Raw genomic sequence first — 13643 nt, forward strand, 5'->3', positions numbered from 1 at the left:
GAGAAGGCGACCATCATGCCCCGGCCCCAGCCGAGCGAGAGCGGCGCGAACATCGCCCGCAAGAGCGACCGGCTGGTGCGCAACCTCATGGTCGCCTCGGCCAAGCAGAGCTTCAAGGCGCCCGTCACGGTTCGCCTCGGCGACCGAGAGATCATCAAGGCCAAGGCCTTCGTGCGGCTGACCACGCCCCTGTCGATGACGACGGGCGTCTACGCCAGCGAGCCTCCGCGCTTCGATCCGATGAAGTTCGTCTCCGACGAGCCGCTGGAGCGCGCGCCCGACGCGTCCGCCGACGCGCCCAGCGCCGAAGTCACCGTGGTCAAGCGCGATCTCGCCGACGCCGCCGTCGACGCCGCTGCGCCCGCCCTCACCGACGACGACGTCACCGCGCAGGTCGAGGAAGAGCGCCGCATCGCCGCCGAGGCGGGGCGCCGCGCCGCCATCCCGATCGCACCGCAGATCATGCTGTCGCGGACACTCCAGCAGGGCGCGGCCGGAGACGGCGACGGCGCGGCGCCGAAGGAGGCGAATCCGTTCAAGTTGATCGAGGTGCTGGTCGTCCCGGAGAACGTCACCAAGGTCGCCAAGGTCGAGCTGAAGGCCAACGAAGCTCCGCTCGTGGAGGAACGCGATCTCGCACTGAAGCGCGGTGAGACCGTGGAGACCACGCTGAAGGCGACCGGTTTCGCGAGCGACGACGCCATTCGCGGCATCGTGGCCGCACTCGGCGGCAAGACCCGCACGGCCGCCCTCAACGAGGGCCAGCCGATGCGCGTCCAGGTTGCCCCCGGACCCCGCCCCGGCGATCCCCGACAGGTCACGCGCGTGGTTCTCTACGGCGAGAGCGGCATCGAGGGCATCGCGGCCTTGAACGACCGCGGCGCCTTCGTCTCGGTGGCGCCCCCATCTGAGGAGGCCCCCTCCCCCAAGGCGCAGCCCCAGGCGGAGGCCGGCGAGGACGAGGACGAGGATTCCGGCTCCGGGCCGCGCCTGTACCAGAGCCTGTACGAGACGGCCGCGCGCCACGATCTGCCGCGGGCCACCGTCGAGGATATCGTCCGGGTCTTCAGCTACGACCTCGATTTCCAGCGCCGCATCAGCAGCGGCGACGGGCTCGACGTCTTCTACAGCACCGACGACGATGCCAGTGCCGACCGCCCCGACCTGCTCTACGCGGCGCTGACGCTCGGCGGCGAGACCCGCAAGGTCTACCGCTTCCAGTCACCGGATGACGGCACGATCGACTATCTGGACGAGCAGGGCCGGTCGCTGAAGAAGTTCCTGCTGCGCAAGCCCATCGCCGACGGGATCATGCGGTCCGGCTTCGGCTACCGGCGCCACCCGGTGCTGGGCTACGCCAAGCTGCACACGGGCGTCGACTGGTCGAACCCGATCGGCACCCCGATCATGGCGGCCGGCAACGGCGTTGTGATCCGCGCGGAGATGACCTCGGGCTACGGCAACCGGGTCGAGCTGCAGCACGTCAACGGCTACGTGACGACCTACAACCACATGTCGCGGTTCGGCCGCGGCATCCGCGAGGGCGTCAAGGTCCGGCAGGGCCAGATCGTCGGCTATGTCGGCTCGACCGGCCTGTCGACCGGCGCGCACCTCCACTACGAGGTGATCATCAACGGCCACTTCGTCGACCCGATGAAGATCCGCGTCCCCCGCGGCCGGGAGCTCGACGGACGCCTGCTCGCCGATTTCAAGCGCCAGCGCGAGCAGATCGACGCCACCATGCAGAAGTCGAAGAGCGCCACCGCCCTCGCCCAGCGCGACGCGGCGGTTCGCTGAGGGAGCGCGCTGCCGCTCAGGCGAAGCCGAGCCGGGCGCGGACAGCCTCGGGCGTCTGGCCGGCCTGCCGGAGGTCGGCGAGGGATTGCGCGTCGCGCGACTTGGACAGCTTCTCGCCCCTGGCGTCGAGCAGCAGCGGGTGGTGGCGAAAGCGCGGGACCGGAAGACCGAGCAGGGTCTGCAGGAGCACGTGCAGGTCGGTGGCCGCCTCCAGGTCGCGGCCGCGCACCACGTGGGTGACACCCTCCACCGCGTCGTCGTGGACCACGGCGAGATGGTAGCTCGTCGGCACGTCGCGCCGGGCGATCACCGCATCCCCCCAGCGTGTCGGATCCGCCGCGACCCGGTGCGCGCCGGCCTCGTCGAAGGCGACGTAGCCGAGCGTCGGGCCGGCGCAACGCATCGCGGCCGCCATGTCGAGCCGCCAGGTATGCGGGTCGCCCCGGCCGATCCGCTCCGCCGCCGCCGAGCCCAGGTCGCGGCAGGTTCCGGGGTAGAGTGGCATACTGTCCGGATCGCAGGGGCTGTCGCCGCCGGAGGCGATGCGCGCCCGGATCTGGCCACGTGAGCAGAAGCACGGATAAGCGAGCCCGCGGCCGATCAGCCCGTCGAGGGCGGCCCGGTAGTCTGCCATGTGCCGGGACTGGTGCCGGACCGGTTCCGGATAGGTCAGCCCGAGCCAGGCGAGGTCGGTGACGATTCCGTCGACGAAGGCCGGCTTCGAGCGCGCGGGATCGATGTCCTCGATCCGCAGGCGGCAGAGGCCGCCCATCCGGGCGGCGAGATCCGCGTTGAGCAGCGCCGAGAAGGCATGGCCGAGGTGCAGCCGCCCGTTCGGGCTCGGCGCGAAGCGCAGCACCGGCGCCGCGGCGGTCACGGGCCGGACCGCCGGATCACCCCTCGCGGCGGTGCAGGCACTGCAGCGCGCCGGGCTGGCAGGCGATGCCGGGCAGCGAGCAGGCCGGCCCCTCGGCCAGGCGCTGGCAGACCTTGCAGCCGTCGGTCCACTCGACGCAGGCCGGGTCGTCGGCCGCAGAGATGACCGGTGCCCCGTGCCGCGCGGGCGCCAGGGCGCCGATGAGCACGGTGGCGATCACGAGGAAGGCGGCGCCCCAGGCGGCAAGCGCGCCGCTCGACGAGCGCGGTGCGGGCGACGGAGGGCTGGCTGTCGACATGGGCCTCCTGTTGGCGCGGGACCCGCCCGCCTGTCAACGCGCACCCTCAGGCGGCCCGCGCCGACTGGCGCTCCAGCAGCGGCGGCAGCAGCTTCAGATTGAGCGGTTTCGCCAGGAACCCGTCGAAGCCGGCCGCCCGGGCGGCGGCCTCGTCCTCCCGGCCGGCATTAGCAGTTAGCGCGACGAGGTGGAGCCGGTGCACGCCGCCCGACTCGGCGGCGCGGATCCGCCGGGCGGTCTCGTGCCCGTCGAGGCGGGGCATCCGCACGTCGATCAGCGCGAGGTCGAAGGGGCCGTCCGTCTCCAGTCGCGCGAGGGCCTCGAGGCCGTCGACGGCGTGGACCACCGTGGCGCCGAGCCGCTCCAGGGCCCGGGTCGCCAGCAGGGCGTTGATCGGGTTGTCCTCGGCGAGCAGGATCCGGAGGCTGCTGCCGACGCGCGTCGGCGCCGCCGGCGGGGCCGACGTGGCCTCGACCGGGCCCGTCGAGGCGAGCAGGCGATCGAACAGGGAGCGCGGGCGGACCGGCTTGATCAGGTAGCCGTCGAAGCCCGCCGCGCCGGGGGCGCCGAAGCCGCGCCGGTCGAACGGCGAGAGGAGCACGAGGCTCGTGCGGACCCCGCAGGCGCGCGCCGCGTCGGCGATCTGCCGCACCGCCGCGTCGCCCAGCGCCCGGTCCGCCAGCACGGCGTCGAACGCAGCCCCCGACAGGGCGTCGAGGCCCGAGTCCAGGCTGTCGACGATCACGGTGGCGGCCCCGGCCCGCGACAGGCTGCGGGCGAGGTAGGGGGCCTGGAACGGAGAGTCGGCGACGATCAGGCAGCGCCGCGGGGAGAGCGTCGGCAGCGGCGCGCGCCCGCCGCCCCCGGCGTCCGCGACCTCGGCGAGCGGCAGCAGGACCCGGAAGGTCGAGCCCCGGCCGAGGCGCGATTCCGCCTCGATCCGCCCGCCCATGCGGGTCACGAGCCGCCGCGTGATGGCGAGCCCGAGGCCGGTGCCCTCGTGGCTGCGGCTCGCGCTGCCGTCGCCCTGCTCGAACTCCTCGAACAGGATCGGCAGCCTCTCCTCCGGGATGCCCGGGCCGGTATCCGCCACGGCGAGCACGACCTCGCCGCCGGCCCCGGCCCGCGCGAAGCTCAGGCTGACGCCGACGCCGCCGCGCTCGGTGAACTTGATGGCGTTGCCGGCGAGGTTGATCAGAATCTGCCGCACCCGGTCGGCGTCCCCCAGGATCGCGGCCGGGAAGTCCTCGGCCACGTCGAGGGCGATCTCGATGCCCTTGTCCTGAGCGCGGGGCGCCAGCAGTTCGACCACCCCCTCGGAGAGCGCCGGCAGGTCGAAGGGCTCGTCCGCGAGATCGAGGCGCCCCGCCTCGATCCGCGAGAAGTCGAGGACCCCGTCGATCAGGCCGAGCAGCGCCTGGCCGCTGGTGCGCACCGCCTCCACGTAGGTGCGCTGCTCGGGGTTCAGCTCGGTCCCGAGCACGAGGTCGGCCATGCCCAGGATGCCGTTGAGCGGCGTCCGCATCTCGTGGCTCACCGTCGCCAGGAAGCGGGATTTCGCGACGCTCGCCGCCTCCGCGCGCTCCAGGGCCGCGTCGCGGCTGCGGATCGCCTCGACCCGCGCGGTCACGTCCCGGCCCGCACGCAGCCAGTGGGTCGCGTCGCCGTGCGCCACCGGCATCTCCACGAAGGCGAACCAGCGCGCTCGCCCGTCCGTCGTCCGGACCTGCGCCTCCAGGCGGCGGACCCCGTCCGGCCCGATCTCCACGGCGTTCCGGTCGAGGATCTCGAGATCGTCCTGGGAGCCGATCAGCGCGATCGGCTCGCGGCCGAGCAGGCGGGCGAAATCCTCGTTGGCGTAGGTGATGCGCCCGCGGGCATCCCGCTGGACGATGATCTCGGTCGTGGCGGCCACCAGGGCGCGGTAGCGGTCCTCGCTCTCGCTGATCCGCCAGATGCGGTCCTGAAGCCGCTCGGCCTCGCGCTCGGCGCGCCGCGTTCCGAGCAGGCGCCAGAGGCCGAAGGCCAGTGCGGCCGCGGTCAGGAGCGCCAGGACAGGCGCCATCGTGTCGATCATTCCGGCCTCCCCGGCGTCAGGCCGGTTCGCCCCAGGATCGCAGCCGAACCTGAAGGGGGCGTTGGGAAAGGCCCTTAACCGCCGGTTGCGGACTTCGCGGAGTCCGCGGCGGAGTCGGCGGCGGAGTCCGCGACGCGGCACGGGCTTAACGGAACCGTGAGGTGATCCGAAAAGCGGCTCGCGAGTTGCCTGCCAGGACGCAGGTCCGGACGGAGACGGTACATGCCCGGTGAGCACTACGACGTCATCATTGTCGGGTCCGGTCCCGGCGGCGGCACGATGGCGTGGCGCCTCGCCCAGACGGGCAAGCGCATCCTGCTGATCGAGCGCGGCGACTACCTGCTGCGCGAGCCGCGGAACTGGGACAGTCAGGCGGTGATCGTCGACGGCTACTACCAGGCCAAGGAGACGTGGTACTCGTCCGACGGCAAGAGCTTCCACCCGGGCCTGCACTACTACGTCGGCGGAAACTCGAAGTTCTACGGCTCGATCCTCTTCCGCCTCCGCGAGAGGGACTTCTCCGAGATCCGCCATCGGGACGGCGTCGCGCCGGCCTGGCCCGTCGGCTACGACGTCTTCGAGCCGTACTATCAGGCGGCCGAGGAGCTGTTCCACGTCCACGGCCTGCGCGGCGAGGACCCGACCGAGCCCTGGTCGACCAAGCCCTACGCCCATCCGCCGGTGGCGCACGAGCCGCGGATCCAGGAGCTGTTCGACAACCTGAAGCGGGCCGGCCACCACCCGTTCCATCTGCCGGTTGGCGTGCGGCTGGTGGAGAAGGACGGCCGCGCGGTGCCGACCTCGCCGTGCATCAAGTGCGAATCGTTCGACGGCTTCCCCTGCCCCACCAACGGCAAGTCCGACGCCCAGACCATGGTGGTCGACCCCGCTCTGCGCGACTGCCCGAACCTGACGCTGCTCACCCGCACCTACGTCGAGCGCCTCGTCACCGACGCGTCCGGCCGCACCGTCACGGGCATCGTCGGGAACCGCGACGGCGCGCCGTTCGAGGCCTCGGCCGACCTCGTGGTGGTGGCCTGCGGCGCCCTCTCCTCGGCGCTGCTGCTGCTGCGCTCGGCCAGCGACCGGCACCCGAACGGCCTCGCCAACGGCTCGGACCAGGTCGGGCGCAACTACATGCGCCACAACAACTCGACGGTGCTGGCGATCTCGAAGGTCCCGAACCCGACCCGATTCCAGAAGACGCTCGGACTCAACGACTTCTACTTCGGCGATCCGGACACGAAGGACGGCTGGGACTTCCCCCTCGGCCACATCCAGATGGTCGGCAAGTCGGACGGAGCCCAGATCCACGGCGAGGGCCTGCCGGGCTTCCTGCAGTGGTTCCCCGACAAGCCCTTCGACTGGATCGCCAAGCACTCCGTCGACTTCTGGCTGACCTCCGAGGACGTGCCGCTGCCGCAGAACCGGATCTTCTACAAGGACGGCACGGTCCATCTCGACCTCACCGAGACGAACATCGAGGCGCACAAGCGGCTCCGGCACAAGCTGCGCGAGATCTGCAGCTTCACCGACATCCACCCGCACCTGTTCGACCGCTCGCTCTACCTCGGCAAGAACGTCCCGATCGGCGGGACCGCCCACCAGGCGGGCACCCTGCGGTTCGGCGAGGATCCGAGGACGTCGGTGCTCGATCCGAACTGCAAGGCGCACGAGTTGGACAACCTCTACGTGACCGACGCCAGCTTCTTCCCGTCGATCGGCGCCGTAAACCCGACGCTGACGATCATCGCCAACGCCCTGCGGGTCGCCGACCATCTCGTCGCCCGGATGGGCGCCCGGGACGCGATCGCGCCGCCCCGGCTCTTCGACCACACCGAGCCGCGTGAGCCGCTGCCGGCCTGAGGAGCGGCGGGTCGAGGCGCGCCGCTCCCGCCCGGCTTCGCGCCCGAGGTGTCCGCGCCGGCGGACCTCGGAGGCAGGCCGCGGCCCTCGCGCGGCCTCCGGAGGGTTCCCCGAGCTCGCCGCGCTCCGGCCCCGGGCTGCGGGACCGGCAGTGGACACGCGTCATCGTCCCCGCGCGCTCGTGGCGCCGGGGGCATGGCCCGGGAAACCGCACGAGGGACGCGGGACGCCGCGGGAACCCAGGTGTCGGCCAGGTACGCGCGGGATCCGATCCCCGCGGCGCCCCGCGGCACCGGCCGGGCGCCTGCCCCGGCCGGTGCCGTCTTTCTCGTCGCGGCGTCTCCAGCGTCCCGGTCCTGCGACTCCCCGTCAGCGGTCTCGGGCGAGGTGCGCGCACGCCGTGCCCGCACCTCCGGAACCCGCATCGGCGCCGTGGCCTTCCAGCCGTCCCCCGCCTCGTAGTGGGCGGGTCCGCAGGTCGCTCAGGCTCGGCCCAGACGCGGGTCGGCGCGGGGGCATTTCCTCACCCCGCCGGGCACAGTGCCGCCCGGTCTCACGCCCGCGTCCGAGGCACGCCCCGCACCGGTCCGCCGCCCGGGGCGATGGCGGCTGAGAGCCACCGACGCGGGCGCCGCCCCGTCCCCGGACCCGCACGGTCAGCCACCGGGCGGGCCCCCGAAGGACGCCCCGGGATCGCTCCCGGGACGCCGCGGACAGGAAGCACAGAATAGGAACATTGTCAAGGTCGGAGCGCCGTGGGACGGGACGTCTCGACGCGCGAGTCAGGCGCGGGTCCCCTCTCCCGTGCGGGAGAGGAACAGGGTGAGGGATCAGGCCTGTCCGGACGTGGCGCGCCCTGGCCGAACCGTGATGGCGCGCGCGATCCGGAAGCGTCTTATCCCTCACCCCAGCCCTCTCCCGCACGGGAGAGGGGGCACGGCGCGGGTGTCCCGACCGACGCCGTCGGGGCGGGATCCTGGCCCATCGGCGCGCGGATCCCCGGGATGACGGGCACGCCGTCGCGTCTGCTATGTCGGGCGTCCGAATCCCCATCGAACGCGACGCCCGTGGCCATTGACCATATCGATCTCAGCCGGATCGACCTGAACCTGCTGGTCGCCCTCGACGCGCTGCTCGACGAGCGCAGCGTCACGCGGGCCGCCGCGCGGGTCGGGATCGGCCAGTCGGCGATGAGCTCGAGCCTCGCCCGCCTGCGCCGCCTGTTCGACGACGAGCTCCTGACCCGGGCGCCGGACGGGATGCGGCCGACGCCCCGCGCCCTCAAGATCGCCGAGCCGCTGCGCGCCACCCTCCGGCAGGTGCAGGCGCTGGTGCACCGGGAGGAGCAGTTCGATCCGGCCACCGTCGCGCGCACCTTCACGGTGAGCCTGCCGGACAGCGTCGAGGCGCTGCTCGGGCCGCGGCTGATCGCGCAGCTCCGCCGGGACGCGCCCGGTATCCGGCTGCTGCTGCGCTCGGTCGACCGGACCCGGATCCTGGACGAGCTCGACGCCGACCGGGTCGACCTCGCCATCGGCCTGTTCTCGGAGGGGCAGCTCCACCACAAGCAGCGCCTCCTCTACCGGGACAGCTACGTCGTGCTGTTCAACGCCGCGCTGATCGGCCTGGAGCCGCCGATCGGGCTCGACGATTACCTGCGCTTCCCCCACGTGCTGACGTCCCTGCGCGAGACCGCCCACGGGGTCGTCGACGACGCCCTCGCGCTGATCGGGCGCTCGCGCACCCTGGCGGTGACGACCCCGCGCTTCCTCGTGGTCCCGTTCATGGTCCGGGCGGCGCCGGTGATCGCCACGATGCACGCCCGGCTCGCCACCTCCTTCGCCAGCGCCCTGGCGCTCAGCGTCAGCCCCGTGCCGATACCCCTCGACGACGTGCCCGTGTCGATGCTCTGGCACGCCTCCTACGACCGCGACCCGGCCCATCGCTGGCTCCGGGACCTCCTGGTCCGGCTGGCCCACGAGCCGCCGGCCCCCGGCATCATCTGAGCCCGCGGCTCAGAGGCAGGGATCGTCCGCGGCCTCCAGGCGGCCGCTCGCGATCGCCGCGCGGAACAGGGCGAAGTCGGCCGCATTGCGCTCCGCGTAGGCCGCGGCCCAGTCGGCGATCGCCCCGCTCAGGTCGTGGTGCTTGCCGCTGCCGCAGTAGCCGGCGATCGCCGCCGCGTCGCCGGTCCGCGCGTGGGCGCGCGCGAGGAGCGTCCCGTAGGCGTACGAGAAGGTCAGGAGCGGACCGCCGGACATCCGCGCCAGCGGGATCGCGCCCTTCAGGTTCTTCATCTGGCGCACGTAGAACGGCCGGCCCGCGATGCTGGTCCAGCCGAGCAGCGGGTCGCCCACCGCCTGGAGCAGGCGCTGGCCGTAGATCACCCGCTCGCCCCCGTGCCCGGAGAACGGCGCCGGCACGCCCGGCAGGTACGGCGCGTGCGCCGGGCGGACCGCCTCCTTGACCTGGAGGAAGAGCGCGTCGGCGTCGGAATTGCCGAACAGCAGCGCGAGGTAGGCCCGGGTCCCGACGCTGCCGACGCCGACGACGCGGTGGGCGACGTCGACCACGTGGTAGCGGTCGAGCATGAAGCGCCGCTCCCGCGGCAGGGTCTCGGCGTAGCGCTCCAGGCCGGTGACGACGCCCTCGCGGGTCGCCGCGTCCACCGGCGTCAGGATGGGCGGATCGGTCTGCAGGCGCCAGCTGCCGTCGGTGCGCCGCTCGGCCACCTGGGCGAGCAGGCTGCGGTTGTTCCGCCGCCGCGCCTTGTCGACCGCCCGCCGCACCACGGCCCGGGCCTCCGCGTCCATCTGGAGCCCGGCGATGTGCGGGCCGTCGGCGCGGGTGGTCTGGTACCAGACGTCGAGGGAGCCCTGCGGGGCGAGGCGCCGCATCGTGTGCTGGTAGCCGGAGACCGCCTCCATGATCGCCGCGCGACGCTCGGCCGCCGGCACGCCCGCGTCGTCGGTGGCGACTGCCAGCCCGGCCGCGAGGCGCTTGAGGTCCCATTCCCAGGGGCCGATCGTGACCTCGTCGAAATCGTTGAGGTCGAGGACGACGTCGCGCTGCGGCGTGCCGAACAGGCCGAAATTGTCGGTGTGCGCGTCGCCGTTCATCACGACGTCGATGCCGCTGCGCGGCCCGCGCGACAGGTCCCAGGCCATGACGTGCGCGGCCCCGCGCAGGAACGCGAAGGGCGAGCTCGCCATCCGGGCGACCCGCAGCGGGATCAGGTGCGGCTGGCGGCCCTCGTGGGCGGCCTCGATCAGGGCGACCGGGTCGGGCCGGTCCGGATCGGGGTCCAGCCCGGCCTGGCGCGCGTGGGGCACCTCGGCGCGCAGCCGCTTGCCGGCCTTGCGGCGCTTGTCCCAGGCCTCGACGCCCGCGCGGAGGTCGATCCGCGGGAACTCGGCGACCGGCGCCAGCACCGATTCCACGCCCGGGGCGTCTGCCTCCCGGTCCTCGGGCGGCGCCGTCTTGTCGCTCTCGATGCGATCCATCGCTGTCCCATCGCGGAATGCGGGCCTGCCTCGACCGCGCGGTTGACCGCCCCGAAGCCGGAGCGGACGTCCACACGGTAGCATCCGGCCGGCTCTGTGACGTCACGGGCCCGGACGGCCCTTGACCGCTCTACAGGCCGGCCCTCTAACGAACCGAATATTCGGGGGGTGTTCCTCCGTCTCGTGTCGTTCACGGCCTCGCGATCAAAGTGCCGCACCCGACCTGGACGGCCCGGGAACACCGTTGCATCAGCGAGACTTCGCATGCCCAAGGGTTCAGATCTCCTCGTCGCCGCCCTCGAGAACGAGGGCGTCGATCGCATCTTCGGAATTCCCGGGGAGGAGAATCTCGACGTCGTCGAATCTCTGCGGAACTCCAAGATCGAGCTGGTCCTGACCCGGCACGAGCAGGCGGCGAGCTTCATGGCCGCCACCCACGGCCGCCTCACCGGCCGGCCGGGCGTCTGCCTCTCGACGCTGGGCCCGGGCGCGCTGAACTTCTCCACCGGCGCGGCCTACGCGCATCTCGGCGCCATGCCGATGATCATCATCACCGGCCAGAAGGGCATCCTGTCCTCGCGGCAGGCGAAGTTCCAGATCGTCGACGTGATCTCGTCGATGAAGCCGATCACCAAGATGGCCCGGCAGATCGTCTCGGCCTCCTCGATCCCCACCATCGTGCGCGACGCCTTCCGGGTCGCCACCGAGGAGCGGCCCGGCCCGGTGCTGCTGGAGCTGCCGGAGGACATCGCCGCCGAGGAAGCCGAGGCCGACCTCGTGCCCTCGCACCCGATCGACATCCCGGTCGCCCACCCGGCCGCGATCGACCGCGCCGCCGCCATGATCCTGGGTGCCAAGCGGCCGCTGGTCATGCTGGGCGCCGCCGCGAGCCGCCCCCGCGCCACCGGCGAGCTCGGCGGCTTCGTGCAGCGCACCGGCATCCCGTTCTTCACCACCCAGATGGGCAAGGGCACCGTCGCGGGCGGGACCGACCTCTACATGGGCACCGCGGCGCTCTCGGAGCGCGACTACGTCCACGAGGCGATCGACAAGGCCGACCTGATCATCGCCATCGGCCACGACACGATCGAGAAGCCGCCCTTCTTCATGGGCCAGGCCGACCAGAAGGTCCTGCACATCAGCTACATGCCGGCCAACGTCGAGCAGGTCTACTATCCGGACGCCGAGGTGGTCGGCGACCTCGGGCCGACGCTGAAGCTGCTGGCCGACAAGCTCGACGGCAAGCTCCCGAACGCGGGCGCGCTGCTGCACCTGCGCGAGCACATCCTCAGCCATATCGGCGACCGGGCCGGCGAGGACCGCTTCCCGGTGACGCCGCAGCGCCTCGTGCGCGACGTGCGCCGGGTAATCCCCGAGGACGGAATCGTCTGCCTCGACAACGGGATGTACAAGATCTGGTTCGCCCGGAACTACCGCACCTACGTCGCCAACACGCTGCTCCTCGACAACGCGCTGGCCACGATGGGCGCGGGCCTGCCCTCGGCCATGATGGCGGCGATGCTCTACCCGAAGCGGCGCGTGATGGCCGTGTGCGGCGACGGCGGGTTCATGATGAACAGCCAGGAGATGGAGACCGCCGTCCGGCTGAAGCTCAACCTCGTGGTGCTGGTGCTCGACGACTCGGCCTACGGGATGATCCGCTGGAAGCAGGCGGTCGACAAGTTCGCCGATTACGGGATGACCTTCGGCAACCCGGACTTCGTCCTCTACGCCAAGTCGTATGGCGCCACCGGCCACCGGGTCGAGTCGGTCAACGACCTCGTGCCGACCCTCGACCGCGCCTTCGCGGCGGGCGGGGTGCACCTCGTGGCGGTGCCGATCGACTACTCGGAGAACACCCGCGTGCTGGTCGACGAGCTGCGCGCCAAGGTGAAGGATTTCGAGCCGGCCGAGTGATCTCGGCTCCGCAGACGGATCGGCAGGACAACAGGGCAGCGCGATGAACCCGTTCACCTTCCAGACCACGCCGAACGTGCTGTTCGAGGCCGGCGCCGCGAAGAAGCTGCCCGAGATCGTCGGCAGCTTCGGGGCCAGGCGCGTCCTGCTGGTCACCGACAAGGGCGTGCGCGGGGCCGGCCTCACCCAGGCCGCCGAGGCGGCGCTTGCGGAGGCCGGAATCACCCTCGACGTCTACGAGGACGTGGTCGCCGACCCGCCCTCGACGGTGATCGAGGCGGCGGCCAAGCGCGCCCGGGACCTCGGGACCGACCTCGTCCTGTCGATCGGCGGCGGCTCGGCGCTCGATACCGCCAAGCTCGTGGCCTACCTCGCCAAGTCCGACGAGCCGCTCGATTCGATCTACGGCGTCGGTCTCGCCAAGGGCGACCGGCTGCCGCTGATCCTCGTGCCGACCACCGCCGGCACCGGCTCGGAGGTGACGCCGATCTCGATCGTCACGACGCCGACCACCGAGAAGAAGGGCGTCGTCGCGCCGAAGCTCCTGCCCGACTGGGCGGTGCTCGACCCGGAGCTGACGCTCGGCCTGCCGTCGCACGTCACGGCCGCCACCGGCATCGACGCCATGGTCCACGCCATCGAGGCGTTCACCAGCAAGAACAAGAAGAACCCGATCTCCGACCAGCTCGCCAAGCAGGCGCTGGCGCTGCTCTCGGCCAACATCCGCACCGCCTGCGCGGACGGGAAGAACCTCGAGGCGCGCTCCGGCATGCTGCTCGGCTCGATGCTGGCCGGCATGGCCTTCGCCAACGCGCCGGTCGCGGCGGTGCACGCCCTGGCCTACCCGGTGGGCGCGATCTTCCACGTGCCGCACGGGCTCTCGAACGCCCTGGTGCTGATGGGGGTGATGCGCTTCAACCTCTCGCACGCGGAGGCGCTCTACGCCGAGCTGGCGCCGATCCTCGACTCCGCGGCCGCGGACCTGCCGCGGCCCGAGGCCGCCAAGCGCTTCGTGGAGAGCCTCGACGCGATCTGCCGCGACTGCAAGGTGCCGGCCTCGCTCGCCGAAGTCGGCGTCGCCCGGCAGGACCTGGAGCGCATGGCCACCGACGCGATGAAGCAGACGCGGCTCCTCGTGAACAACCCGCGCGAGGTGACCTACGACGACGCCTTCGCGATCTACGCCGAGGCGCTCGGGGAGGCACGGCCGGCGGCGTGAGCTTGACGACGGCGGTGATGCTGGGGCTGTCGCCCGATCAGTCCAGCCCACACCGTCATCGCGAGCGCAGCGAAGCGACCCAGGGCGGC

The 13643-nt window shown here is 72.2% G+C and carries 9 protein-coding genes (1 of these 9 only partly in view); 5 read left to right on the top strand and 4 right to left on the bottom strand.

Annotated elements, in window-relative coordinates:
• A protein-coding gene (locus tag LOK46_RS12885) for a M23 family metallopeptidase (RefSeq protein ID WP_273564112.1) crosses the window boundary here: on the top strand, window positions 1-1797 show its 3' portion. 228 nt of this gene lie to the left of the window's left edge; 1797 of the gene's 2025 nt are visible here — the last part of the coding sequence; its start codon lies off the left edge, out of view; it ends in the stop codon at window positions 1795-1797.
• Window positions 1798-1813: 16 nt separating this feature from the next.
• Here LOK46_RS12885 and gluQRS read toward each other — a convergent pair whose 3' ends face one another.
• The 3 genes from gluQRS to LOK46_RS12900 are packed head-to-tail and all read right to left on the bottom strand — an operon-like array spanning window position 1814 to window position 5049.
• A complete protein-coding gene (gluQRS, locus tag LOK46_RS12890; RefSeq protein ID WP_273564113.1) occupies window positions 1814-2674 on the bottom strand; it encodes a tRNA glutamyl-Q(34) synthetase GluQRS in 861 nt (286 codons plus the stop codon).
• Window positions 2675-2690: 16 nt separating this feature from the next.
• Window positions 2691-2972 carry a hypothetical protein gene (locus LOK46_RS12895; protein ID WP_234082766.1) on the bottom strand — a complete coding sequence of 94 codons (282 nt, stop codon included), beginning with the start codon at window positions 2970-2972 and terminating at the stop codon, window positions 2691-2693.
• A 46-nt stretch (window positions 2973-3018) separates the two neighbouring features.
• On the bottom strand, window positions 3019-5049 hold the full coding sequence (locus LOK46_RS12900; protein ID WP_273564114.1) for an ATP-binding protein: 2031 nt from the start codon (window positions 5047-5049) through the stop codon (window positions 3019-3021).
• A gap of 222 nt (window positions 5050-5271) precedes the next feature.
• Here LOK46_RS12900 and LOK46_RS12905 point away from each other — a divergent pair, with 222 nt between their 5' ends.
• Both LOK46_RS12905 and LOK46_RS12910 read left to right on the top strand, forming a co-directional pair.
• Entirely contained in the window at window positions 5272-6915 is a 1644-nt protein-coding gene (locus LOK46_RS12905; protein WP_273564115.1) for a GMC oxidoreductase, read from the top strand.
• 1067 nt (window positions 6916-7982) lie between these two features.
• Window positions 7983-8921 carry a LysR family transcriptional regulator gene (locus LOK46_RS12910; RefSeq protein ID WP_273564116.1) on the top strand — a complete coding sequence of 313 codons (939 nt, stop codon included), beginning with the start codon at window positions 7983-7985 and terminating at the stop codon, window positions 8919-8921.
• Window positions 8922-8930: 9 nt separating this feature from the next.
• Here the strand turns inward: LOK46_RS12910 and LOK46_RS12915 are convergent, their stop codons facing one another.
• Complete coding sequence (locus tag LOK46_RS12915; protein WP_273564117.1) at window positions 8931-10418, bottom strand: DUF2252 domain-containing protein; 1488 nt, start codon at window positions 10416-10418, stop codon at window positions 8931-8933.
• A 264-nt stretch (window positions 10419-10682) separates the two neighbouring features.
• Between LOK46_RS12915 and LOK46_RS12920 the strand changes: the two genes are divergently transcribed.
• Both LOK46_RS12920 and LOK46_RS12925 read left to right on the top strand, forming a co-directional pair.
• On the top strand, window positions 10683-12335 hold the full coding sequence (locus LOK46_RS12920) for an acetolactate synthase large subunit (RefSeq protein WP_273564118.1): 1653 nt from the start codon (window positions 10683-10685) through the stop codon (window positions 12333-12335).
• Window positions 12336-12378: 43 nt separating this feature from the next.
• Complete coding sequence (locus tag LOK46_RS12925) at window positions 12379-13554, top strand: iron-containing alcohol dehydrogenase (RefSeq protein WP_273564119.1); 1176 nt, start codon at window positions 12379-12381, stop codon at window positions 13552-13554.
• Window positions 13555-13643 lie beyond the last annotated feature (89 nt).

The sequence above is a fragment of the Methylobacterium sp. NMS14P genome (assembly GCF_028583545.1).
Classification (GTDB): Bacteria; Pseudomonadota; Alphaproteobacteria; order Rhizobiales; family Beijerinckiaceae; genus Methylobacterium.